The organism is Sphingomonas sp. Leaf257, from assembly GCF_001422185.1.
GTDB lineage: Bacteria > Pseudomonadota > Alphaproteobacteria > Sphingomonadales > Sphingomonadaceae > Sphingomonas > Sphingomonas yabuuchiae.
In genome coordinates, this window is sequence record NZ_LMMH01000035.1 from 51,333 (window position 1) to 75,339 (window position 24,007).

Annotated in this window: 21 protein-coding genes; 13 read left to right on the forward strand and 8 right to left on the reverse strand. The window is 67.9% G+C overall.

What is annotated here, in order from left to right; translation table 11 throughout:
- Positions 1-35 precede the first annotated feature (35 nt).
- From ASF14_RS18325 to ASF14_RS18345, 5 genes are read left to right on the forward strand one after another with little or no spacing between them, the layout of a single operon-like run.
- Positions 36-947: a cytochrome c oxidase subunit 3 gene (locus ASF14_RS18325; protein WP_056438638.1), complete on the forward strand. Its 912-nt coding sequence runs from the start codon at positions 36-38 to the stop codon at positions 945-947.
- Positions 937-1,362 carry a DUF983 domain-containing protein gene (locus tag ASF14_RS18330; RefSeq protein WP_443025840.1) on the forward strand — a complete coding sequence of 142 codons (426 nt, stop codon included), beginning with the start codon at positions 937-939 and terminating at the stop codon, positions 1,360-1,362. The genes ASF14_RS18325 and ASF14_RS18330 overlap by 11 nt, the downstream gene beginning before the upstream one ends.
- Complete coding sequence (locus tag ASF14_RS18335) at positions 1,359-1,979, forward strand: SURF1 family cytochrome oxidase biogenesis protein (protein ID WP_056438643.1); 621 nt, start codon at positions 1,359-1,361, stop codon at positions 1,977-1,979. Before ASF14_RS18330 ends, ASF14_RS18335 begins: the two co-directional genes overlap by 4 nt.
- A gap of 13 nt (positions 1,980-1,992) precedes the next feature.
- Positions 1,993-3,381 (forward strand): threonine synthase, encoded by a 1,389-nt coding sequence (thrC, locus tag ASF14_RS18340; protein WP_056438646.1) that lies wholly within the window; start codon positions 1,993-1,995, stop codon positions 3,379-3,381.
- A 9-nt stretch (positions 3,382-3,390) separates the two neighbouring features.
- Positions 3,391-4,260: a class I SAM-dependent methyltransferase gene (locus ASF14_RS18345; protein ID WP_056438649.1), complete on the forward strand. Its 870-nt coding sequence runs from the start codon at positions 3,391-3,393 to the stop codon at positions 4,258-4,260.
- A gap of 100 nt (positions 4,261-4,360) precedes the next feature.
- Here the strand turns inward: ASF14_RS18345 and ASF14_RS18350 are convergent, their stop codons facing one another.
- The 4 genes from ASF14_RS18350 to ASF14_RS18365 are packed head-to-tail and all read right to left on the reverse strand — an operon-like array spanning position 4,361 to position 6,747.
- The gene (locus ASF14_RS18350; protein ID WP_056438971.1) at positions 4,361-5,089 is read right to left on the reverse strand and encodes a methyltransferase; all 729 of its coding nucleotides are present in this window, start codon (positions 5,087-5,089) and stop codon (positions 4,361-4,363) included.
- 4 nt (positions 5,090-5,093) lie between these two features.
- A complete protein-coding gene (locus ASF14_RS18355; protein WP_056438652.1) occupies positions 5,094-5,732 on the reverse strand; it encodes a heme exporter protein CcmB in 639 nt (212 codons plus the stop codon).
- Between the two features lie 8 nt (positions 5,733-5,740).
- Complete coding sequence (gene ccmA, locus ASF14_RS18360; RefSeq protein ID WP_056438654.1) at positions 5,741-6,331, reverse strand: heme ABC exporter ATP-binding protein CcmA; 591 nt, start codon at positions 6,329-6,331, stop codon at positions 5,741-5,743.
- Positions 6,328-6,747, reverse strand: coding sequence for a metallopeptidase family protein (locus ASF14_RS18365; protein WP_056438657.1), 420 nt, complete (start codon positions 6,745-6,747; stop codon positions 6,328-6,330). Before ASF14_RS18365 ends, ccmA begins: the two co-directional genes overlap by 4 nt.
- Here ASF14_RS18365 and ASF14_RS18370 point away from each other — a divergent pair.
- Positions 6,646-7,095 carry a 4a-hydroxytetrahydrobiopterin dehydratase gene (locus ASF14_RS18370; protein WP_269083257.1) on the forward strand — a complete coding sequence of 150 codons (450 nt, stop codon included), beginning with the start codon at positions 6,646-6,648 and terminating at the stop codon, positions 7,093-7,095. The genes ASF14_RS18365 and ASF14_RS18370 overlap by 102 nt on opposite strands.
- A gap of 168 nt (positions 7,096-7,263) precedes the next feature.
- On the opposite strand, the gene ASF14_RS18375 is transcribed toward ASF14_RS18370, so the two are convergent.
- A complete protein-coding gene (locus ASF14_RS18375; protein WP_056438663.1) occupies positions 7,264-8,265 on the reverse strand; it encodes a fumarylacetoacetate hydrolase family protein in 1,002 nt (333 codons plus the stop codon).
- A gap of 274 nt (positions 8,266-8,539) precedes the next feature.
- On the opposite strand from ASF14_RS18375, the gene ASF14_RS18380 reads away from it, so the two are divergent.
- Entirely contained in the window at positions 8,540-9,934 is a 1,395-nt protein-coding gene (locus ASF14_RS18380; protein WP_056438975.1) for a DEAD/DEAH box helicase, read from the forward strand.
- A 196-nt stretch (positions 9,935-10,130) separates the two neighbouring features.
- Positions 10,131-10,397, forward strand: a complete 267-nt coding sequence (locus tag ASF14_RS18385; protein WP_056438666.1) for a hypothetical protein — start codon at positions 10,131-10,133, stop codon at positions 10,395-10,397.
- 180 nt (positions 10,398-10,577) lie between these two features.
- Here the strand turns inward: ASF14_RS18385 and ASF14_RS18390 are convergent, their stop codons facing one another.
- Entirely contained in the window at positions 10,578-12,530 is a 1,953-nt protein-coding gene (locus ASF14_RS18390; protein ID WP_056438977.1) for a potassium transporter Kup, read from the reverse strand.
- Between the two features lie 158 nt (positions 12,531-12,688).
- On the opposite strand from ASF14_RS18390, the gene pdeM reads away from it, so the two are divergent.
- Positions 12,689-13,351: a ligase-associated DNA damage response endonuclease PdeM gene (gene pdeM, locus ASF14_RS18395; protein WP_056438669.1), complete on the forward strand. Its 663-nt coding sequence runs from the start codon at positions 12,689-12,691 to the stop codon at positions 13,349-13,351.
- A 160-nt stretch (positions 13,352-13,511) separates the two neighbouring features.
- Here the strand turns inward: pdeM and ASF14_RS18400 are convergent, their stop codons facing one another.
- On the reverse strand, positions 13,512-14,261 hold the full coding sequence (locus ASF14_RS18400; protein WP_056438671.1) for an energy transducer TonB: 750 nt from the start codon (positions 14,259-14,261) through the stop codon (positions 13,512-13,514).
- 119 nt (positions 14,262-14,380) lie between these two features.
- On the opposite strand from ASF14_RS18400, the gene nadB reads away from it, so the two are divergent.
- The 4 genes from nadB to ASF14_RS18420 all read left to right on the forward strand — a co-directional run bounded on the left by nadB (position 14,381) and on the right by ASF14_RS18420 (position 22,151).
- A complete protein-coding gene (gene nadB / locus ASF14_RS18405; protein WP_056438674.1) occupies positions 14,381-15,958 on the forward strand; it encodes an L-aspartate oxidase in 1,578 nt (525 codons plus the stop codon).
- Positions 15,959-16,103: 145 nt separating this feature from the next.
- A complete protein-coding gene (locus tag ASF14_RS18410) occupies positions 16,104-17,243 on the forward strand; it encodes a serine hydrolase (RefSeq protein WP_236697149.1) in 1,140 nt (379 codons plus the stop codon).
- A gap of 464 nt (positions 17,244-17,707) precedes the next feature.
- Positions 17,708-20,482: a DNA polymerase I gene (gene polA, locus ASF14_RS18415; protein WP_056438681.1), complete on the forward strand. Its 2,775-nt coding sequence runs from the start codon at positions 17,708-17,710 to the stop codon at positions 20,480-20,482.
- 154 nt (positions 20,483-20,636) lie between these two features.
- Positions 20,637-22,151: a lipopolysaccharide biosynthesis protein gene (locus ASF14_RS18420; RefSeq protein ID WP_056438684.1), complete on the forward strand. Its 1,515-nt coding sequence runs from the start codon at positions 20,637-20,639 to the stop codon at positions 22,149-22,151.
- Positions 22,152-22,279: 128 nt separating this feature from the next.
- Here the strand turns inward: ASF14_RS18420 and purH are convergent, their stop codons facing one another.
- Positions 22,280-23,899 carry a bifunctional phosphoribosylaminoimidazolecarboxamide formyltransferase/IMP cyclohydrolase gene (gene purH / locus ASF14_RS18425; protein WP_056438687.1) on the reverse strand — a complete coding sequence of 540 codons (1,620 nt, stop codon included), beginning with the start codon at positions 23,897-23,899 and terminating at the stop codon, positions 22,280-22,282.
- Positions 23,900-24,007: the final 108 nt, after the last annotated feature.

Below are 24,007 nucleotides of genomic sequence, written 5' to 3' on the forward strand. Positions count from 1 at the left end.
TGTCCCCAAAATAGCAAAAACATAGGGACGGGATCATGGCTGGCGCGAAGAACCACGACTATCATATCCTGCCGCCGAGCCCCTGGCCGCTGGCCAGTTCGATGTCGGCGCTGTTGATGGCCTCCGGCGCGATCATGTGGATGCACAGCGTGCAGGGCGGCGGCTGGGCGTTCCTGGCGGGCCTGGCGGCGGTGCTGTTCTGCATGGGCAGCTGGTGGGCCGATGTGGTGCGCGAGGCGCATCATGGCGACCATACCCCCGTCGTGCAGCTGCATTTCCGATACGGCATGATCCTGTTCATCGCATCGGAAGTGATGTTCTTCGTCGGCTGGTTCTGGGCCTTTTTCGACTTCGCGCTGTTCCCGACCGCGATGAGCTTCGTCGACGGACAGGTCGAGCGCGCGACCGAGGGTGCCGCCGCCATCGCCGCGACCTGGCCGCCCAAGGGGCTGGAGGTGATCGACGCCTTCAAGCTGCCGCTTCTCAACACGCTGATCCTGCTGACCAGCGGCACCACCGTCACCTGGGCGCATCACGCGCTGATCCACAACCAGCGCGGCGGCGAGAAGCGCGGCCTATGGGGTGCGCTGGGCGTGGGCGACCGCGACGGCGTGCTCAAGGGCCTGTGGCTGACCGTGATCCTGGGCCTGATCTTCAGCGCGATCCAGGCCTATGAATACATGCACGCGCCCTTCCCGTTCAAGGGCATCAACTATGGCGCGGCCTTCTTCATGGCGACCGGCTTCCATGGTTTCCACGTCATCGTCGGCACCATCTTCCTGATCGTCTGCCTGATCCGCGCCTATCGCGGCGACTTCACGCCCCGCCAGCATTTCGGGTTCGAGGCGGCGGCCTGGTACTGGCATTTCGTCGACGTGGTGTGGCTGTTCCTGTTCGTCACCATCTATGTCTGGGGTGGCTGGGGCGCGCCGGTTCATAGTGGCTGAGTTTACGCCTCCGACCATCGCGCAGGCGGCATTTCAGGGGCTGTGTCCGCGTTGCGGCCAGCCCCATTTGTTTGCAGGGCCGGTCTTCTCGACGAAGGTGACGACCTTTGCCGATGCATGCGCCGCGTGCGGGCTGGACTTCACCCGCTTCAATGTCGGCGATGGCCCGGCCGCGTTCCTGACGCTGATCCTGGGCACGATCATCACCATCGCGGCCATCACCGTCGAGCTGACCCTGCATCCGCCGCTGTGGCTGCAAATGGCGATCTGGCTGCCGCTGACCGCGATCGGCGTGGTCTATAGCTTGCGCATCGCCAAGGGTGCGCTGATGGCGGCCGAATATCGCAACGAGGCGCGTGAGGGGGCCGTGGTTCGCCCCGAAGACGACGAAGACGCCCGAGACGGGGAATCATGAAGCGCCTGCCCGTCCTGCCCACGCTGATCGTCGGTCTGGCGGTCGCGGCGATGATCGCGCTGGGCCTGTGGCAGCTGCTCGACCGGCTGCCGCGGAAGGAAGCCTATCTGGCGCAGCTCGCCGCCAATCCGGCGCGCCCCGTCATCGCCTTTCCGCTGTTCCCGGACGACAGCCTGCTCTTCCGCCGCACGGTCGCCGATTGCCGCCCGCCCGTCGCCATCCGCCGCGCAGGCGCCGGGGCGGCGGGGTTCCGCCTGATCGCCACCTGTTCGGTGCCGCAGGGATCGCTGCAGGTGCAACTGGGCACGACCCATGATCCGCGCGCGGTGAGCCATTGGCCGGGCGGTCGCGTGAGCGGCTATGTCTCCCATGCGCCCGACAGCCGGTCGTTGCTCCAGTCGGCCTTCGACCATCGTCCGCAGGACATGCTGCTGGTCGCCGACACCCCCGCCCCCGGCCTCGATGCGAACCCCCGCCCGGGGATCGACGGGATACCCAACAACCATCTCGCCTATGCGCTGCAATGGTTCCTGTTTGCCGCCATCGCCGCAATTATCTATGTTTTGGCGGTCGCTCGGCGCAATCGAATGGTTGTGGTACGCAACGCACCCCGTTAAGCCGCAGCGCATCATGCGCTATCACAGTACCCGTGGCTCCGCCCCCGTCCTCGATTTCCGGGGTGCGACCCTGGCCGGTCTCGCCAGCGATGGCGGGCTCTACGTGCCCGAGACCTGGCCGACCCTGACCCGCGAAGAGATTGAGGGGCTGGCGGGCCTGTCCTATGCGCAGACCGCCGCAAAGATCATGGCGCCGTTCATCGGCGACAGCCTGACCGCAGAGGAACTCCAGGGCCTGTGCGACGCCGCCTATGGTCGTTTCTCGCACGCGGCCGTCACGCCCTTGGTCCAGCTCGACCATGACCAGTGGCTGCTGGAGCTGTTCCACGGCCCCACGCTGGCGTTCAAGGACGTCGCGCTCCAGATGCTGGGCCTGTTGTTCGAGCGGTTCCTGCGCGGCACCGACACCCGGCTTACCATCGTCGGTGCGACCAGCGGCGACACCGGCTCGGCCGCGATCGATGCGGTGGCGGGGCGTGCGAATATCGACATCTTCATGCTGCACCCGGCGGGCCGCGTGACCGAGATCCAGCGCCGCCAGATGACGACGGTGCTCGCCCCCAACGTCCACAACATCGCGATCGAGGGCAATTTCGACGACGCGCAGGCACTGGTGAAGGCGATGTTCAACGACCGCGCCTTTGCCGACCGCCACACCCTGTCGGCGGTCAATTCGATCAACTGGGCGCGGTTGATGGCGCAGGTCGTCTATTATTTCTACGCCGCCGTCCGGCTGGGCGCGCCGGGCAAGCGCATCGCCTTCTCGGTGCCGACGGGCAATTTTGGCGATGTGTTCGCCGGTTATGTGGCCGCGCGCATGGGCCTGCCCATCGAGCGGCTGATCGTCGCGACCAACGTCAACGACATCCTCCACCGCGCGCTATCGTCGGGCGACTATTCCAAGGGGCAGGTCCAGGCGACCGCCACCCCGTCGATGGACATCCAAGTCAGCTCGAATTTCGAGCGGCTGCTGTTCGACGCCAATGGCCGCGACGGCGCCGCGCTGGCTGCGCAGATGAAGGGCTTCGAGGGTACGGGCGCGATGCGGCTGACCAATGCGCAGAGCCAGAATATCGCCCCGCTCTTCACCAGCGCGCGCGTGGACGCCGATGACATGAGCCGGGCGATGCGCTGGGCGGCGGACGAGGCCGGGCAGATCCTCGACCCGCATACCGGCATCGCCCTGTCCGCCGCGCGCAAGAGTGGGCTGGACGTGCCGGTGGTGACGCTGGCCACCGCGCACCCGGCCAAGTTCACCGATGCGGTCGAGCGCGCGACCGGCAGCCGCCCCGCGCTGCCCCGCCGCGTCGGCGACCTGTTCGAGCGCGAGGAACGCTATACCACCCTGCCCGCCACCTTCGACGCGGTGACGGCCTTTATCGACGGGCATGGTTTGCGCTAACGCACTCCCATGAAACTCGAAACGATGATCGGCGAGCCCTGGGCGGATTACGGGCTGGTCGACTCCGGCCATGGCCGCAAGCTGGAACGCTATGGCCGATTCCGCTTCATCCGCCCCGAACCGCAGGCAATGTGGGCCCCCGCGACCGAGGACTGGCGCGCGGCGGCCGAGTTCGTGCCCGGATCGGACGAGGATGGCGGCGGCCGCTGGAACTTCAACGAACCGGTCCCGCGCGACGGCTGGCCGCTCAAGTGGAACGAGGTTCGCTTCACCGCGCAGAACACGCCGTTCCGCCATCTGGGCTTCTTCCCTGACATGGCGCCGGTGTGGAGCTGGATGCGCGAGCAGGTCGACGGGATGGCCGAGCCCGAGTGCATGAACCTGTTCGGCTATACCGGTGTCGGCACGCTGGCGATGGCGAGTGCGGGCGCCAAGATGGTCCATGTCGACGCGTCCAAGAAATCGGTCGAGGCGGCGCGCGGCAATGCCATGCTGTCGGGTCTGGGCGATGCGCCGGTCCGCTGGATCATCGACGACGCCGCCAAGTTCGTCGCGCGCGAGGTGCGACGCGGCCGGCGCTATGACGGCATCCTGCTCGACCCACCGAAGTACGGACGCGGGCCGGAGGGCGAGGTCTGGCGGTTGGAAGAGGACCTGCCCGGCCTGATCGCCAATTGCCGCCAGCTGCTGGACGCCGATTCGCGCTTCCTGTTCCTGACGGTGTACGCCGTGCGCATGTCGGCGATGGCGATCGGCGAGATGATGCGCCAAGTCATGGCCGACCTGCCCGGCAAGGTGGAATGCGGCGAACTCGGCGTGCGCGAGGAAGCCCGCGGCCTGACCCTGCCCACCGCCATCTGGGCGCGGTGGAGCCGATAAGCAAAAACCTCCGTTCAGCCTGAGCGAAGTCGAAGGCCGCGCCAGATCATAGCGGCGGGGCATGTGCTTCGACTTCGCTCAGCATGAACGGGGCGGGGGGTTACGGGGCAGCGACCTTGATCAACGCGACCTCATAGGCCGCCACCGCCCCGCCCGCCTCGAACCGCCGGGCGATCCGCCGCATCGCGCCCGGCGGGATCGGACGGTGCCCCTCACGCGGTGTCCCCGCCCCGATCGCCCGGAGCGCGCGCATGAAGTCCGCCGCCGATTCGTGCCGCTGCTCGAACCGCCGGGTCTCGACCGGCCAGCCCAGCGCCTCGACCGACGGATAGACCGGACTCCCCGCCTCATGACCCTCCGCGCGGTGCGCCTCATGCCAGGCTGCGAAGGTCCCTTCGACCAGCGTCGTCACCAGCATCCGCCCGCCCGGCGCCAGCAACCCGGCCAGCCGCCGCAAGCCCGCTTCCAGATCGCCGAACCATTGCACCGCCAGGCTGCTGACGATCAGGTCGAACGGCGCCTCGCCCGACAGATCGGGATACTCGCCATCCATCACCCGCCCGCGCACACCCGGATGCTTGGCAAGGCCCCGCGCCAGCATGGCGGGCGCGATGTCGGTCATCAGCCAGTCGGGATTCACCAATCGCGGCAAGGTCGCAGCCGTCAGAAAGCCGGTCCCGCACCCCACTTCCAGCACGCGCGGGGCGGGTGGTGCCATCGCGACGATCCGTTCGGCCAGCCAGTCGGCGACCTGCCGCTGCACCACCGCATGCGCGTCATAGGCCGAGGCCGCGTCGAAGGCCCGCGCGATCGCTTTCGATTCGGCCATCACCTCAATCACGCACCGATCGGATCGCCGCAGCCGCGATCCACGGCGCGCCCGCGACCAGCATCAGCGAGACCGCCGCCAGCAGCTTCGGCGCACCCATGTCACCGCTCCCCGCTCCGAAGATCAGCAGCGGCAGCGCGAGCGGCAGCAGGAGCAGCCCGGCCAGCCCGCCCGCGCCGCGCAATCCGGCGGTCAGCGCCCCCGTCGCCACCGCCAGCGCCGCCAGCCCGGGCGTGCCGAGCAGCAACCCCGCCTCGACCCGCACCAGCGCCGCCGTCTCCAGTCCGAACAGCCCGGCCGCGACCAGCGCGGCCAGCATCAGCGGCGGCGCAAAGGCCAGCCAGTGGGCGACGATGCGCAGCGCCATCACCAGCGGCAGCGACAGGCCGTGGACGCGAATCTGGTCGAACCATCCCGATTCGACATCGGGCGCGACCAGCCGCTCGACCGGCAGCAGCGCGGCCAGCACCGCCGCGACCCAGATCGCCCCCGCGCCGACGCGCATCAGCACCGCCCGATCCGGCCCGATCGCAAAGGGGAACAACACCACCGCCAGCAGGAAGAAACCACACACCAGCCCCGCCCCGCCCCCGGCATAGCCGCGCCGCACGTCGCGCGCGATCAGGGTCGCCACAAGGGTCATGGCGGCGGTCATGCCGGGACGTGACCGTCCAGCGCGAGTGTCCACGCGTCCGTCAACGCCAGCGGCTGGTGCGTGGTCAGCAGCACCGCGCCGCCCCCCGCACGGTGATCCGCGATGGCCCGCTCCAGCATCGCGACACCCGCGACGTCCAGTCCATTGCCCGGCTCGTCGAGCAGCCAGAGCGGGGCCTCCGCGGCCAGCACCCGTGCCAACCCCGCGCGCCGCCGCTGCCCGGTCGAGAGCAGACGCACCGGCACATCGGCGAGCTTGCCCAGCCCGACCGTATCGAGCGCCGCGGCAGCTCGCCGATCCACCGCCGCCAGCCCGTCGAGCCGCGCCCAGAAGGACAGCGCCTCACCCAGCCGCCGCTCCGTATCGAGCGCGAGATCCTCGGTCGCCAGGGCGATCCGCCCCGACCGGGTGACACGCCCCTCGAACGGCGCGATCAATCCGGCGGCGAGACGCAGGAGGCTCGACTTTCCGATGCCGTTGGGGCCAGTGACGACCACCGCCTCGCCCGCGCCCAAGGCCAGCGACAGTTGCGTGAAGAGCAGCCGCCCGCCGCGCGCGCAGGCAACCTGGGACAGGTCGAGGATCACGCGCGGGCGTCGTCCACGGCGTCTTCCAGCGCGTGCATGTCGTCGTCGGACAGGCCGAAATGATGGCCGATCTCATGGATCGTCACATGCGCGACCAGATCGTCGAGGCGCACGCCCGTCTCGACCCATTCGTCCAGGATCGCGCGACGATACAGATGGATGCGGTCGGGCAGCGCCCCTGAATCCATGCTGCTTTTCTCGCCCACCGGCCGCCCGTGATACAGGCCGGTCAGGTCCAGCGGATGGTCGAGGCCCAGTGCGGCCAGCGTCTCGTCATCGGCGAATTCCTCGACGATCAGGACGACATCGCCCAGATGCGCGGCGAATGCGGCGGGCAGGCGCGCGATCGTATCCCGCGCGATCCGCTCGATCGCCTCGGGACCCGGTGCTTCACCAATCGCGTCTTGCCCGCCCATGGCCGCCGTCTTACCGCTGTGCCGGTCAAAAGAACAAGATACGCCAAGGGGACGATCATGGTGGAACGGCTGAGCGAGCTGGACCGGGACGAGGCGCTGGACGGCCTGACCGAATGGGACTGGGACGAATCGCGTGATGCGATCAGCCGCCGTTTCGTGTTTGCCGACTTCAACGAGGCGTTCGGCTTCATGACCCGCGTCGCCCTTCTGGCGGAAAAGGTGGATCATCATCCCGAATGGTCCAATGTCTGGAACCGGGTCGATATCGTGCTGACCACCCATGACGCAGGGGGGCTGTCGGCGCGCGATATCGACATGGCCGAGGCGATCGACGCTTTGGTGGAGTAAATCCTAGATCCTCCCCATCTCCGATGGGGAGGGGGACCGCCGGGCGTCAGCCCGGTGGTGGAGGGGCGGTGCCGGACGCCTTCGGTGATGGCGCGGCGCGGCCCTGCCCCTCCACCACCGCTTCGCGGCGGTCCCCCTCCCCAAGCACAGCTTGGGGAGGATTTGGGATTATTCGACCGTCTGTTCGATCGCGCCGAAGATCGGGTGGTGGCGGTCGTCCTCCATCCAGATGCGGACCGTGTCGCCCTTTTTCAGGAACGGCGTCACCGCCTCGCCGCCGCGGATCGTCTCGATCATGCGCAGCTCGGCCAGGCAGCTATAGCCGACGCCGCCCTCCGCCACCGGCTTGCCCGGACCGCCGTCCGAATCGCGGTTGGACACGGTGCCCGACCCGATGATCGTCCCCGCTCCCAGCGCGCGGGTCTTGGCGGCATGGGCGACCAACGTGCCGAAATCGAAGGTCATGTCCTGCCCCGCATCCGCCCGACCGAAGGGCTGGCCGTTCAGATCGACCTTCAGAACGCGGTGCAGCTTGCCGTCCTGCCACCAGTCGCCCAGCGACTCCGGCGTCACGAAGACGGGGGAGAAGGCCGAGGCGGGCTTGGACTGGAAGAAGCCGAAGCCCTTGGCCAGCTCGCCGGGGATCAGCCCGCGCAACGACACGTCGTTGGTCAGCCCGACCAGCCGGATCGCCGCCAGCGCCTCCTCGCGGCTCGCGCCTAGGGCCACGTCGCCGGTGACGACGACGACCTCGCCCTCCAGGTCGCAGCCCCAGCTTTCATCGGCCAGCGGAATGGCATCGCGCGGCCCCAGAAACCCGTCCGAGCCGCCCTGATACATCAGCGGGTCATGCCAGAAGCTCTCGGGCAGCTCGGCCCCGCGCGCCTGGCGGACGAGCGCGACGTGATTCACATAGGCCGATCCGTCCGCCCATTGATAGGCACGCGGCAAGGGCGAGGCGGCGTCATGTTCGTGGAAGCGCGCACGCGGGATCGCTTCATGATCCAGGTCGATCGCCAGATTGGCGAGCGCGGGCGCATGCGTCTCCCAATCGTCGAGCGCGGCCTGAAGCGTCGGCACGATATGCCCCGCATCCGCATACCAGGCGAGGTCGCTCGACACGACGACCAGCTTGCCGTCACGACCGTTCTTCAGACTGGCGAGTTTCATGCAGGACTCCTCTTCGCTAACTGGTATCAGATGTAACCATCCGTCCGCGCTTGTCACGCATTGCGGTGGCGATCCTGCCCGAAACTTGACTTTTGGCAATGGCCAGCGCACATGCCCGCCCGTCGAGGCGTCCACTCGCAGCGTGAACGGACCATCTGGTCCCGGCTCCGCCCCGACCCTGTCTTCAGGCTTCCCTTGTCACGCGGGGTGTCATCAACCCCGGCCCGCGCTTGCGGCCTGTCGTGACTCGCGCGCCATGATCGAAAGTAATTCCATGTCCTTTTCCGAACTCGGCCTCGCCGAGCCGCTCGTCCGTGCGCTCGAAGCCAAGGGCTATTCCGAACCCACGCCCATCCAGCGCGACTCGATCCCGACGCTGCTGGAAGGCCGCGACCTGCTCGGCATCGCGCAGACCGGCACCGGCAAGACGGCGGCCTTCGTCCTCCCCTCGATCCAGCGTCTGGTCGAGGCGAACAAGCGCGTCCTGCCGACCCATTGCCGGATGCTCGTCCTTGCGCCGACGCGCGAACTGGCCAGCCAGATCGCCGAAAATGCCAAGGGCTATGCCAAGTTTTCCAAACTGGCGGTCGCGACCGTCTTCGGCGGCACCAGCCTGAACAAGAACCGCCAGGACCTGTCGCGCGGCGTCGATATCCTGGTCGCCACGCCGGGCCGCCTGATCGACCTCGTCGAGCAGGGCTTCCTGAACCTGTCGATGATCGAGATTCTGGTGCTCGACGAAGCCGACCAGATGCTCGACCTGGGCTTCATCCACGCGCTGCGCCGGATCGTGAAGATGATCCCGCGCAAGCGCCAGACCCTGTTCTTCTCGGCCACCATGCCCGCCGCGATCCGCGACCTGGCCGACAAATTCCTCGACAATCCGGCGACCGTCACCGTGACCCCGGTGTCGACCACCGCCGAGCGCGTCGACCAGTCGGTGACCTTCGTCACGCAACAGGAGAAGCAGGCGCTGCTGACCATCCTGCTCGCCGATCCCGCGATCGAGCTGGCGCTGGTCTTCACCCGCACCAAGCATGGCGCCGACCGCGTCGTGAAGCTGCTGGCGGGCAACGGCATCGCCGCCAACGCGATCCACGGCAACAAGAGCCAGGGCCAGCGCGAGCGCGCGCTGGGCGAGTTCCGCTCGGGTCAGACCCGCGTGCTGGTGGCGACCGATATCGCCGCGCGCGGCATCGACATTCCGGGCGTCAGCCACGTCTTCAACTTCGAGCTGCCCAACGTCGCCGAACAATATGTCCATCGCATCGGCCGTACCGCACGCGCCGGTCGTTCGGGCATGGCCATCGCTTTCTGCGCCGAGGATGAGCGTCCGTATCTGAAGGATATCGAAAAGCTGACGCGGCAGAAGATCACCGTCGTGCCGCTTCCCGCCGACTTCGTGAAGCGCGCCGAGACGATCAAGTCGCAGCGCGTGAAGGCCATCGGCGCCGACCCCGCACCGCGCGTCGACCGTCCGCGTGACCCGGCCCGCCCGCGCGCCACGCATCATCCGCGTGCGACGGACTCGCGGGCCCCGCAGGGCCGCCAGCCGCGTCGTCGCGGCGGCGGTGGTGGTGCCGGTGGTCCGGGCGGCGGTCGCGGTCGTGGCGGCCAGGGTCGCCCCGGCGGCGGCGGCGGCGGTGCCGGTCGCGGCGCGCAGGGCTGAACGACTCCTTAGCCCCTCCCGCAGGCGGGAGGGGTTGGGGAGGGCAAAGGGGTCTCACCGAGACCATCGCTTGTGACATACCCTCCCCCATCCCCTCCCGTTTACGGGAGGGGCGTGCCCAGCCGCAGATGCTGGCACCATTCCCCCCTCTCCCGCGTTGAGCGCGTAACGATCCCGCGCATCAGGAGAGGTTGCCATGGATATTGCCCACACCCCCGCCGCCGAACGCATCGCACGCGTGCTGTGCGGTCAGCGGTTGAGCGCCAATGCCAAGGGCGACTCCGAATCCGCCGCCAAGCTGGTCGACGCGCAGTGGCGCGATCATATGGCCGATGCACTGGCCGTGCTGCGGACGCTGCGCGAACCCGATCAGGCGATGGCCGATGCGGGCGATCCGGCGATCTGGGAAAAGATGGTGCTGGTCGCGGTCGAGGCCGCCAAGCCGCCCAAGGTCACGCTCTAGCCCGTATTCCTCCCCATCTCCGATAGGGAGGGGGACCGCTGGGCGCCAGCCCGGTGGTGGTGGGGCAAGACCATGCGGCCTGCTCCATCACCTAAGACGGAAGCGTCGGCCCCTGCCCCTCCACCACTCGGCTATCGCCGAGCGGTCCCCCTCCCCAAGCGAGCTTGGGGAGGAATGGGGTTACACCGTCACCTGCTCGCCCAGCTCCAGTACCTTGCCCGGCGGAATCCGCAGGAACTCGGTCGGGTCGCTGGCATTGCGCTGCAGGAACATGAATAGCCGGTCCTGCCACAGCGGCATGCCCTTTTCCGCCTCGGGCTTCAGCGTGTTGCGGCCGATGAAGAAGCTGGTCTTCATCGGGTCCAGCCCGGTCGTCCTGTTCTCGATGCCCAGATCGCGCGGCAGGTCGCGCGGCACGTCCGGGGTCTCCATGAAGCCATAGGTCAGCGTGACGGTCGCGAAATTATCGTCCAGCCGCTCGACATGGGCGCGGCGCTCGGCGGGCACATAGGGGCGGTCGGCGGTGCGGATCGTCATCACCAGGTTCTGCGCATGCAGCACCTTGTTATGCTTCAGATTGTGGAGCAGCGCGCCCGGTGCCGAGGCGGGGTTGGCGGTCAGGAACACCGCCGTGCCCGGCACCCGCTCCGGCGGGCGCTTGGCCAGCGCGGCGGCCAGATCGGCGAGCGGGATCGCCTGGCGCTTCTCGAAGGCCGACACGATCCCGCGCCCGCGCACCCAGGTATAGATGACGAGGCCGACTCCCGCCCCGACCAGCAGCGGGACCCAGCCCCCTTCGATCACGCGCAGGATATTGGCGCCGAAAAAGACCAGGTCGAGCGTCAGGAAGGGCAGGATCGCCGCCAGCGCGAGCGCCCGCGACCAGCCCCAACGGTGCCGCACGACCAGATAGGCCAGGCAGGTCGTCACGACCATCGTGCCCGTCACCGCGATGCCATAGGCGGCGGCCATCGCCGAGGACGTCTTGAACTGGATCACCAGCACCAGCACGCCGAACAGCAACAGCCAGTTGATCGCGGGCAGATAGATCTGGCCCTGGAAATCGGCCGAGGTCTGACGCACCCGCAGCCGGGGCAGGAAGCCGAGCTGGATCGCCTGTTGCGTCAGCGAAAAGGCGCCGGTGATGACCGCCTGCGCCGCGATGACCGTCGCCAGCCCCGCCAGCACGATCAGCGCCGGGCGAAGCGGTTCGGGCGCCATCAGGAAGAACCAGTCCTGATTGGTGAAGGGCTTGCCGCTCGCCGCCGCCTGTTCGAGCGTGGAAAGGGCAAAGGCGCCCTGCCCCAAATAGTTGAGCGCCAGCGCGGGCAGGACCAGCGAGAACCAGCCGATGCGGATCGGCAGCCGACCGAAATGCCCCATATCGGCGGTCAGCGCCTCGGCACCCGTGACGGTCAGGAACACCGCGCCCAGCACGAACAGCCCGACGACGCCATGGCTGGCCAGGAAGCCGACGCCATAACCCGGCCACACGACCCGCGCGATCGAGGGTTCGTCGGCAATATGCCAGATGCCCAACCCGCCGATGACGAGGAACCAGAGGATACAGATCGGCCCGAACAGCTTCGACACCTGTGCCGTGCCGCGCGATTGGATGAAGAACAGCCCGACCAGGATGACGATCGTGCACATGCGGATCACGCCCTCGTCGAAGATCGACGCGGCGGCGGGAATGGTGCGCAGGCCCTCCATCGCTGACAGCACGGACAGGGCGGGCGTGATGATCGCATCGCCATAGAAGAGCGACGCTCCCGCCGCGCCCAGCACCAGCGCGATGCGCGAACGCGCGCCTGCCGCCCGGCGGGCCAGCGCGGCGAGCGCCAGCACCCCGCCCTCGCCCTGGTTGTCGGCGCGCATCAGGAAGACGACATATTTGATCGTCACGACCAGGATTAGCGACCAGAGCGCGAGGCTGAGCACACCCAGAATCTCGCCCGGGTCGATGCCGTCGCCCGCCGATTGCGCCAGCGCCTCGCGAAAGGCGTAGAGGGGGCTGGTGCCGATATCGCCGAACACGACGCCGATCGCGCCGATGGTCAGTGCCACCAGCGCGGGGTGGCGTTGCACGCCCGCGTCACCCGTGTCGGTCGATGGCGCCGAATGGCCCGTCATCTCGCCCCTCATGTCGGTTGCCGTCCCCGTCATGCCCACCGGAACCCCCTGTGCCAAAAGGACGGCGCGCTTTACGCTTATGCGCGCCTGACGCAAGGGCTTTCGGCGACCGTTCGCAAACGCTTGATATTGCCAGGCGTCAAGCGCATGGGCGTGAAATGGTTCCCTTTTCGTTCGGCGGTCATGCTTTCCAGGCGCTGGCCGATGGCGCACTCTACTGGCCTGCGCGGGGGGCGTTGCTGGTCGCCGATCTCCATCTGGAAAAAGCAAGCTGGTATGCGGGCGGCGGACAGATGCTGCCGCCGTACGACTCGCTGGCGACGCTCAGCGAACTGACCGCGATCGTCACGCGGACGGGGGCGCGGGAGGTCTGGTGCCTGGGCGACAGTTTCCATGACGTGGATGGCTGCGACCGGCTGCTGCCGGAGGCGCGGGCGATGCTGCTGGCGCTGACCGGCTCGACCGCCTGGACATGGATCACCGGCAACCACGATCCGGTGCTGCGCGATCGCTGCGGCGGCGCGGTGACCGAGGAAGCGGCGGTCGACGGCCTCGTCCTGCGCCACGAAGCCGATCCGGCCGAGACGCGGCCCGAACTGTCGGGGCATTTCCATCCCAAGCTGCGGCTGCGGGTGCGCGGCAAGCTGGTCGCGCGGCGCTGCTTCGTGGGCACGGCGAACAAGCTGATCCTGCCTGCCTTCGGGGCGCTGACCGGCGGGCTGGACGTGGACCACCCCGCCCTGCGCCAGGCCGTCGGCCGCCCCGCCGAAGCACTGGTGCCGGTGCGCGACCGGATGCTGCGCTTTCCCGTCGCGGCGTGATCGACCGGCGAATAAGAATGGTTCGCGCGGAGACGCGAAGACGCAGAGGTGGATGTCTGCTTGGCGAAGCCAGAATCTCATCAACCGCTTGAGGTCGTAGGGCCGCTGGCGCGGCAGGTTGCTCCTCTCCGCGCCTCCGCGTCTCCGCGCGAACAAAAGCTCACCGCCCCTCCGGCGGCTCGCGCTCCAGCACCCAATCCTGGCTGACGACGATGATCGAGCGCACCGGCCGCCCGTCGGCATCGCGTGACGGGTCGTAGCGATAGCGTTTCTCGATCAGGCTGCATGTCGTCTCGTCCAGCGCGCGGTTGCCGCTGCTGCGGGTCACGACGCAGCCGCTGACCCGGCCGTCGACATTGACGAAATAGCGCACCGTCACGCTGCCGCTCACCCCCGCCTCGGCGGCCTCGCGGGGATAGTCGGAGTCCTTGATGCGCCCCTTGATCCGGCGCGGCGGGGTTTCGTCGCCATAACCGTCGCCGTCGCCCGACCCGCCGCTGCCCGTGCCATTGCCGATCCCGCCCGCACCGGTGCCGGGACCGGGCTTGTCCGAGGCCCCCTGGCTGGCCTGCGAGCCGGTGCCCGCAACCGGCGCGGCGATCACCGGCGAAACGGGCGGCAGCACGACCACCGGCGGCGGTGCGACCACCTGCGTCGCCTGCGACCGGAGATTGGGCGGCGCGGCGGCACCACGCGGGCGATGGGTCTGGACCCGCTTGGGCTGGATGCGCGGCGGCGGAGGCGGTGCGGGCGGGCGCACGTCGAAGCTGTCCAGCGCCTCGGCCGGGATCGGCAGGGTCGGCGCAAAGCCCAGCCCGACGATCAGCGCATAGCCCATGCCCCCCACGATCAGCGCCGTGGGAATGGCTGCGCGCAGACGGTCGCGCCAATCGGGCCGGGCCAGCGTCATGGAAGACAGGTGGGAAGGCCCGCCCCCGCCCGCAAGCCGCTTAACCCCCTGTCCCCCGCCCCGCGTCCGTGCCACAGGACCGTCATGCAACCCCGATCCGCGCCAGAAGGAGCCCGCGCATGACCGAATCCGATATCCTGATCGTCGGATCGGGCGCGGCCGGGCTGACCGCCGCGCTGAACCTGGCCGACCGTTTCAAGGTCACGGTTCTGGCCAAGGGCAAGATGAACGAGGGCTCGACCGCCTGGGCGCAGGGGGGCATCGCCGCCGTCCTCGAACCCGGCGACACGTTCGACAGCCATATCGAGGATACGATGGTCGCGGGTGCGGGCCTGAACGACCGCGCCACCGTCGAGTTCGTCGTCGAGAACGCCCCCGCCGCGATCGAGCGGCTCCAGAAGCTGGGCGTGCCCTTCGCGACTGAGGGCAATATGCTGCACCTGACGCGCGAGGGCGGGCATTCGCATCGCCGCATCGTGCATGTCGCGGACGCGACCGGCTGGGCGGTGCTCGACGCGCTGCTGAAGGCGGCGGACGCGCATCCCAATATCACCATGGTCCCCGATCAGGTCGCGATCGACTTGGCGACCAGCCGCCACGAGATGCGCTATTCGGGGGCGGGCCATGTCTGGGGCATCTATGCCGTCGACCGGCGCACCGGCCGCGTGGTGCTGCACAAGGCGCGCGCGACGATCCTGGCCACGGGTGGCGCAGGGAGAACCTATCAATTCTCGACCGCGCCCAAGGGGGCGACCGGCGACGGCATCGCCATGGCGTGGCGGGCGGGCGCGCGTGTCTCCAACATGGAGTTCATGCAGTTCCACCCGACCTGCCTCTACAACACCCAGGTCAAGAATTTCCTGATTACCGAGGCGGTTCGCGGCGAGGGCGGACACCTGAAGATCCCCGAGACCGGGCACCGCTTCATGCCCGATCTCGATCCGCGCGCCGAACTGGCGCCGCGCGACATCGTGGCGCGCGCGATCGACCATGAGATCAAGCGGCTGGGCCTGGACTATGTCCATCTCGACATCAGCCACCAGCCGCCCGCCTTTGTCCGCGAGCATTTCCCCAACATCCACGAAAAGCTGCTTTCGCTCGGCATCGACATGACGGTGCAGCCGATCCCGGTCGTCCCCGCGCAGCATTATACCTGTGGCGGCGTCATCGTGGACCGCGACGGGCGCACCGACCTGCCCGGTCTCTATGCGGCGGGCGAGGTCACCCAGTCCGGCCTGCACGGCGCGAACCGGCTGGCCTCCAACTCGCTGCTCGAATGCTTCGTCTATGGCGAGGCATGCGCCAACCATATTGCGCAGCATTGGGACGACCTGCCCCCACCGCCCGCCATCCGCCCCTGGGACGAAAGCCGAGTCACCGATTCGGACGAGGAGGTGGTCATCAAGCAGAATTGGACCGAAATCCGCCGCTTCATGTGGAATTATGTCGGCATCGTGCGCACCACCAAGCGGCTGGAACGCGCACAGCATCGCATCCGCATGCTGACCGACGAGGTGAACGACTATTATGGCCATTTCCGCGTCACGCCCGACCTGATCGAGCTGCGCAACCTGCTCCAGACCGCCGAGCTGATCGTCAACTGCGCGCTCCATCGCAAGGAGAGTCGGGGGCTGCACTATACGCTGGATTACCCCGAGACGCTGGAGGAGGCCGTCGACACGATCCTGATTCCGTGAGGCAAGCCCCGATTCCTCCCCTTGCAGGGAGGAATTTAGAATGTTTCGCGTCTTGTCGTGCGCGTGCGGCCTTTCGTCGCAAGCCCCGGACACGGGGATTTCCCCCACCCGGTCAACACGTAAGGATACCCCTGTGTTGCGGGGTATTGCGGTGACGAAGCGAGTATCGAGCGGCGGGCTGCGTTCATGGCCTGCCGGGTTTCTTCTCTTGGGGCTCGCAGGCTGTGGGGCGGATTCACGCCCCGGCGCGACGTCCCATGCTCCCAGCGTGCCCGATCCCCAGGTGTCGGTATCGATGCCGCTCCCCCCGCCCCGCCCCAGCCGAGCGCCCGCTGCGCCTGCCGGGCTGGTGTCGACGATCAACCGCCTCTCCGCGTCGTTCGCGGGCAAGAAGGGCATTGCAGTACGCGCCGTCGATGACGGCTGGACCGTCGAGGTGGGCGGGCGCCAGCGCCTGCCGCAGCAATCCGTCTCCAAGCTATGGGTTGCGATCACCCTGCTCGACCTTCGCGACCGGGGCCGGGCCCGGTTGGACGAGCCGATCGTCGTGCGACGCGAGGACCTGACCGTCTTCCACCAGCCGATCGCGATGCTGGTCAAGGGCGACGGTTATCACACTACGGTGGGCGAGTTGCTGAACCGCGCGCTGACGATGAGCGACAATACCGCGAACGACCGGCTGCTGACCTATGTCGGCGGACCGCAGGCGGTGCGCGCGATGATCGCCGCCAAGCGGCTGGGCGATATTCGCTTCGGCCCGGGCGAGCGGCTGCTCCAGGCGAAGACGGCGGGTCTGACGTGGCAGCCCGCCTTCGCGGCGGCAGGCGCGTTCCAGGCGGCGCGCAACCGGCTCGATCCGGCGGCACGCAAGGCCGCGCTCGACGCCTATGTCAGCGATCCGCCCGACGGCGCCGCGCCCATCGCCATCGCCGACGCGCTCGCCCGGCTGGCGCGCGGCGAGTTGTTGTCCGAGACTTCGACCCGTATCCTGATCGACACGATGGAGGCCTCGCGCACTGGCCATGCCCGCCTGCGCGCCGCCGTGCCCAGCGGCTGGCAGATCGCGCACAAGACCGGCACCGGCCAGGATTTGGGCCGCCGCAATGCAGGCTTCAACGATGTTGGCCTGCTGACCGCCCCCGACGGCCGCCGCTTCACCATCGCGGTGATGATCGGCGACACGACCGAGGATATCCGCAAGCGCCAACAGCTGATCCAGAACGTCGCGGCGGCGGTGGCCAATGCGGCGGGGCCGCCAAGAGGACCGGTGGCGGTGGCGAACTGATTGCGTACAACTGTCGCAAGATGACTGGCGTTTCCCAACCTCTGACCGATTATATCCAATGGTCATCAGTGCGATAATTGAATGTGTTTGTCGAACCCGAAGAAGCAGAACGCAATCTTTGCGCAGCAATAAGGATTTTGAACAAGCAATCCCGCTAAATTACTATTATTTTGAACAAAATAACTCGATCTTGGATCATCCCTCCCCTTTAGGGGAGGGGCCGGGGGTGGGGCCTTTCCGCAGGCGCAACGCTGATGGAGAGGCCCCACCCCAACCCCTCCCCTGAAGGGGAGGGGCTTGTTTTGGTCACTGCGCCGTCATCACCCGCAAAGCTGCGTTTCTGCATCTTTACTCATGGGCCACCCACAAACCGCGCAATGGCGTGACCCATCGGCCACAGCCCCAAAAAACCGCTACCATCAGGGGCTGTTTACCCTCTCTCTGTTCCGCTAAACCGCGAGCATATGCCCCATCTCTATCTCGTCGACGGCTCCGGCTATATCTTCCGCGCCTATCACCGCCTGCCGCCGCTGACGAACAAGCATGGCGAGCCGGTGGGGGCGGTGTACGGCTATACCACCATGCTCTGGAAGCTGGTGGACGAGATCAATGCCGCCGACGGGCCGACCCATATGGCGGTGGTGCTCGACAAGTCGTCCAAGACCTTCCGCAACGAAATGTACGACCAGTATAAGGCGCACCGGCCCCCGCCCCCGCCCGATCTGGTGCCCCAGTTTCCGATGATCCGCGATGCCACCCGCGCCTTCTCGCTGCCCTGCATCGAGGAGATGGGGCTGGAGGCCGACGACCTGATCGCCTGCTATGCCCGCGCCGCGATGGCGCAGGGGTGGCAGGTCACGATCGTGTCGGGCGACAAGGATTTGATGCAGCTGGTCGAGGATGGCAGCCTCGACATGCTCGACACGATGAACAACCGGCGTCTGGGCGAGGCGTACGTCCAGGAGAAGTTCGGCGTCGGGCCGAAGCAGCTGGGCGATGTGCTCGCGCTGATGGGCGACAGCGTCGATAACGTGCCGGGCGTGCCGGGCGTCGGCCCCAAGACCGCCTCCAAGCTGATCGTCGAGCATGGCGACCTGGAATCCGTCCTCGCCGCCGCGCCCGAGATGAAGAAGGGCAAGCTGCGCGACAACCTGATCGAACATGCCGAGAATGCGCGGCTGTCAAAGCGGCTGGTCACGCTGGAGTGCAATGCGCCGTTGCCGCAGCCGCTGGAGGAACTGGCGCTGCATCCGACCATCCCGGATGCGCCGCTTCGCGCCTTTCTGGAGCATCACGGCTTCCGCTCGCTGATCGCCAAGATGGGCCAGATCACCGACGACGCCGCGCCCGCCCCCGCCGCCGGAGAAGCCGCGCCCGCCGCGCCGATGGACGATGACGAGCCGTGCAATCTCGACGGCTATACGACCGTGCAGGACCTGGCGACGCTCGACCAGTGGGTGGCCGACGCCCGCCACCAGGGCTTCGTCGCGATCGACACCGAGACCAGCTCGACCGACGCGACCCAGGCCGAACTGGTCGGGGTCAGCCTGTGCCTGGCGCCCAACAAGGCGTGCTATATCCCGCTCGGCCATGGCGGCACCGACCTGCTGGCCGAGGTGCCGGTACAGATTCCGGTCGCCGAAGCCTTGGAGCGGATCAAGGCACTGTGCGAGGATCCGTCGGTCCTGAAGATCGGCCAGAACCTGAAGTTCGACATGATCGTGCTGGGCGAGCGCGGCATCGCCGTCGCGCCGCATGACGACACCATCGTCATGAGCTTCGACCTCGACGCCGGGCTTCACGGCCATGGCATGGACGAGCTGGCCGCGACGCATCTGTCGCACACCTGCCTCGCCTTCAAGGAGGTGGTCGGCACCGGCAAGAAGCAGCTCGGCTTCCACGAGGTCGATCTCAAACTCGCCACCCGCTACGCCGCCGAGGACGCCGACGTCACGCTGCGGCTGTGGAAGCGGTTCAAGGCGCGGTTGCCGATGGAGCAGGCGACGCGCGTCTACGAGATGGTCGACCGCCCGCTCGTCCCCGTGATCGCGGGCATGGAGCGGCGCGGGATCAAGGTCGATCGCGACCGCCTCTCGCAGCTCTCGACCGAATTCGCCGGACAGATTGCCGCGCTGGAAGGCGAAATCCATGTGATGGCGGGCACTCCCTTCACCATCGGCAGCCCCAAGCAGCTCGGCGAAATCCTGTTCGACCGCCTCGGCCTGAAGGGCGGGCGCAAGGGCAAGTCGGGCGTCTATTCGACCGACGTGACCGAACTCGAACGGCTTGCCCGTGACGGCGGCGAAGCGGCGGAGATCGTGCGCAAGATCCTGGAATGGCGCCAGCTCTCCAAGCTGAAGAGCACCTATACCGACGCGCTCCAGGCGCAGATCAACCCCAAGACCGGCCGCGTCCATACCAGCTACAGCCTGACCGGCGCGCAGACCGGCCGCCTGTCCTCGACCGAGCCGAACCTGCAGAATATCCCGATCCGCACCGAGGTGGGGCGGCAGTTGCGCGAGGCGTTCATCGCCGAGGACGGCCATGTCCTGATCGCGGCCGACTATTCGCAGATCGAGTTGCGGCTGGCCGCGCATATGGCGGACGTGCCCGCCCTGCGCGATGCCTTTGCCAATGGCGACGACATCCACAGCCTGACCGCGATGGAGCTGTTCGGCGAGGTCAATCGCGATACGCGCGGGCGCGCCAAGACGATCAACTTCGCCATCCTCTACGGCATTTCGCGCTGGGGCCTAGCGGGGCGGCTCGACGTGTCGGCGGACGAGGCGCAGTCGATGATCGACCGCTATTTCGAACGTTTCCCCGGCATCAACCGCTATATCGCCGAGACGCTGTCGAGCGTGCGCGAGAAGGGGTTCACCGAAACCCTGTTCGGCCGCAAGACGCATTTCCCGCGCATCGCCTCGCGCAACCAGGGCGAGCGCCAGGGTGCCGAGCGCGCCGCGATCAACGCGCCGATCCAGGGCACCAGCGCCGACATCATCAAGCGCGCCATGGTCCGCATGGAACCCGCCCTCGCCGCCGCTGGCCTGGGCCATGTCCGGATGCTGCTGCAGGTGCATGACGAACTGGTGTTCGAGGCGCCTGAGGTGGATGCCGAGGCGGCGGGCGCGGTCATCCGCGAGGTGATGGCGGGCGCGGCCGAACCGGCGGTGTCGCTGTCGGTGCCGCTGGGCGTCGAGATCGGCTTCGGCAAGAGCTGGGGCGCGGCACATTGATCCACGCTTCCCTCACCCCCATTCCTCCCCAAGCGCCGCTTGGGGAGGGGGACCATGGCGCCAGCCATGATGGGGGGGCAGCTCGGCCCAACCTCGCGGCCGGTGACACCCCTCCGTCAGGCCTCCGGCCGATTTCGGGGCACTGCGCCCACTGATGGCCCAGACCCAGGACATCGACGCGCTGGCCAAGGGCGGGCGGACCAATATTGCGGGCTTCGTCCTGCGGCTGGCGGCGCGCATCCCCTTTCTGTTCATCGCGGGGCGCATCTATGGCCCCGATCTGGTCGGGCGCTTCGCCATTGCGGTGGTCGTCGTCGAACTGGCGGCGCTGGTCGCGACATTGGGCATGAAGCGCGGGCTGGCACAGGCACTGGCCTCCACCGATCGGCCGCATGTCCATGTGGTCTGGGACGCGATGGCGCTCGCCTTCCTCGCCTCGGTGGCGGCCAGTGCGGTGCTGTGGAGCTTTCCCGAGCTTCTCTACCCCAATAGCGCGATCACCGGGCTGGACCGGTGGCTGCCCTGCATCATCGTCGCCATCGCCTGGTCCGATGTCAGTCTGGCCGCGCTCGCCTATCGCCACAACGTCAAGGCGACCGTCACCGCACGGGCGGTGATCGAGCCCTGGACCATCTCGATCGCCGCCTGGGTCTTTTCCTTCTTCACCATCCGCGACGGCCTCGTCCTGTCCTATGTCGCGTCGATGACGGCGGCGCTGATCGCCAGCCTGGTGCCGTTCCTGCGCAGCTATGGCCTGCCACAGGGTTGGAGCCCCCGCCTTGCCCGCGTCTTCGCGTTGGCCCGCGCCAATGCGCCGCTGGCGGGGGCGGACGCGCTGGAATGGGGCACGCGCAATGTCGACCGCTTCATCCTGGGCGTGATGTTCGAACCGCGCATCGTCGGCATCTATTACATGGCGCAGCAGGTCGCCTCGCTGCCGCAGAAGCTGAAGACCAGTTTCGACCCGATCCTGGGCCCCGTCATCACCCAGAGCCTGGCCAATGGCGACATGGGCGCGATCGCGCGGCAGGTGCGGCAGGTCGCCTTCTGGATCATGGCCGCACAGGGCTGCCTGGCACTGATGGGCTCGATTCCGGGCGAAGGCGTGATGGGCGTGGTCGGCCCGCAATTCGTGTCGGGCACCGCCGCACTCGCCTTCCTGCTGTTCGCCGAGGTGCTGGCCTCGACCGGCGCGGTATGCGAATCGGCGCTGGTCTATACCGCGCGGCACCGCAACCTGATGATCTCGATCGCGATGCTGGGCGTGCAGATCGGCCTGAGCTTCGCGCTGATCCTGGGGATGCGCGCGCTCGGCTGGCCACAGACCTGGGCGGCGGCGGGCCCGGCGGTGGCGCTGGCCATGAGCGTGACCATGACCTCGGTCATCAAGGCGCGCGTGTTGTCGGGCATATTGAAGGCGCCGGTATCGCCGTTCCGCTGGCCTTTGGTTTGGGCGGCCGGTGCGGCGGTCGTGGTCGGGGGCGCGTTCACCCTGCTGCCCAAGCGGCTGGAATGGGCCGAACTGCTGTTCGGCGAGCCCGCCATCGCGGCGACCTATCTGCTGGTGCTGTGGCGCTGGGCCTTTGATCCGGCGGACCGGGCGCTGTTCGGCAAGGCGCCGAGCGCGGAGGAGGCGACGCTGCCCAATGCGGGCGGGATCACACGGTGACCCTCTCCTCCTCTGCAAGGGGAGGTGGCAGTCCGAAGGACTGACGGAGGGGTGTCACCATCGGCGGGGACACCCCTCCACCACCGCTTCGCGGCGGCCCCCCTCCCCTTACAGGGGAGGAAGTGAACTTAATGCCGGAAGTGGCGCATGCCGGTGAAGACCATCGCCAGGCCCGCTTCGTCCGCCGCCGCGATGACCTCGTCGTCGCGGATCGAGCCACCCGGCTGAATCACCGCCGTCGCGCCCGCCTCGACCGCCGCGAGCAGGCCGTCGGCGAAGGGGAAGAAGGCGTCCGACGCGACCGCCGAACCGATGGTGCGGGGTTCCGCCCAGCCCGCCTTTTCGGCGGCATCCTTGGCCTTCCATGCCGCGATGCGCGCCGATTCCAGACGGTTCATCTGGCCCGCGCCGACACCGGCGGTCGAACCGCCCTTGGCATAGACGATCGCGTTCGACTTCACATGCTTGGCCACCGTCCAGGCGAAGCGGCAATCGGCCAGTTCCTGCTCCGTCGGCGCGCGCTTGGTCACGACCTTCAGCATGTCGTCGGTCAGGCGGCCATTGTCGCGGCTCTGGACCAGCAGGCCGCCCGCGATCGACTTCATCATCAGGCCGGGACGCGCCGGGTTGGGCAGCTCGCCCGACAGCAGCAGGCGGAGATTCTTCTTCTTGGCGAAGATCTCACGCGCTTCCGGCGAAGCGTCCGGGGCCACCACCACTTCGGTGAAGATGCCCGAGATCGCTTCCGCCGTCTCGGCGTCGAGGGGGCGGTTGCAGGCGATGATGCCGCCGAACGCCGATACCGTGTCGCAGGCGAACGCCGCCTGATAGGCCTCCAGCAGCGTGTCACCGCTCGCCACGCCACACGGGTTGGCGTGCTTGACGATGACGACGGTCGGCGGACCGTCGAGGAATTCGCTGACCAGCTCCAGCGCGGCATCGGCGTCGTTGAGATTGTTGTAGCTCAGCGCCTTGCCCTGCAACTGCTCAGCCTGGGCGATGCCCTGACCGCCCTTTTGCGGCAAATAGAGCGCGGCGACCTGATGCGGGTTCTCGCCATAGCGTAGCGTTTCGGGATGCTTGGTGAAGGCGAGCGGCAGCGTTGCCGGGAACGCCTCTCCCTGGTCGACGAAGCCGAACCACTGCGCGATCGCCGAGTCATAGGCGGCGGTGGCGGCGAAGGCCTTGGCGGCCAAGCGCTGGCGGGTCTTCAACGTCGAGGCGCCGTCATTCGCGGCCAGATCGGCGAGGAAGTCGGCATAGTCGGCGGGATCGGTCAGGATCGAGACATAGCCATGATTCTTGGCCGCCGAGCGGACCATGGACGGGCCGCCAATGTCGATATTCTCGATGATTTCGGGCCGCTCCGCGCCCTTCGCGACGGTCTGCTGGAAGGGGTAGAGGTTGACCACCACGAGGTCGATCGCGCCGATGCCATGCTCGGTCATCGCGGCGGCATGGGCGGGGTCGTCGCGCACCGCGAGCAGGCCGCCATGCACCATCGGGTGCAGCGTCTTGACCCGGCCGTCCATCATCTCGGGGAAGTTGGTGACTTCGGAAATATCGCGCACCGGCAGGCCCGCATCGCGGATCGCCTTGGCGGTGCCGCCGGTCGAGACAAGATCGACCCCGCGCTCGGCCAGCGCACGGGCCAGGTCGATGACGCCGGTCTTGTCGGACACCGACAGCAGCGCGCGGCGGACCGGCACCAGATCGACGGAGGGAGCGGAGGGGAGCGAAACGGCCATCGGGCAGCGGGTCCTACATGCTGAAGGGGAGTTTGCGGACCCGATAGACTCCGATTCGCCGAAGCGCAAAATGTGATTCGGGGAAGCGTCATTCCTCCCCTGCAAGGG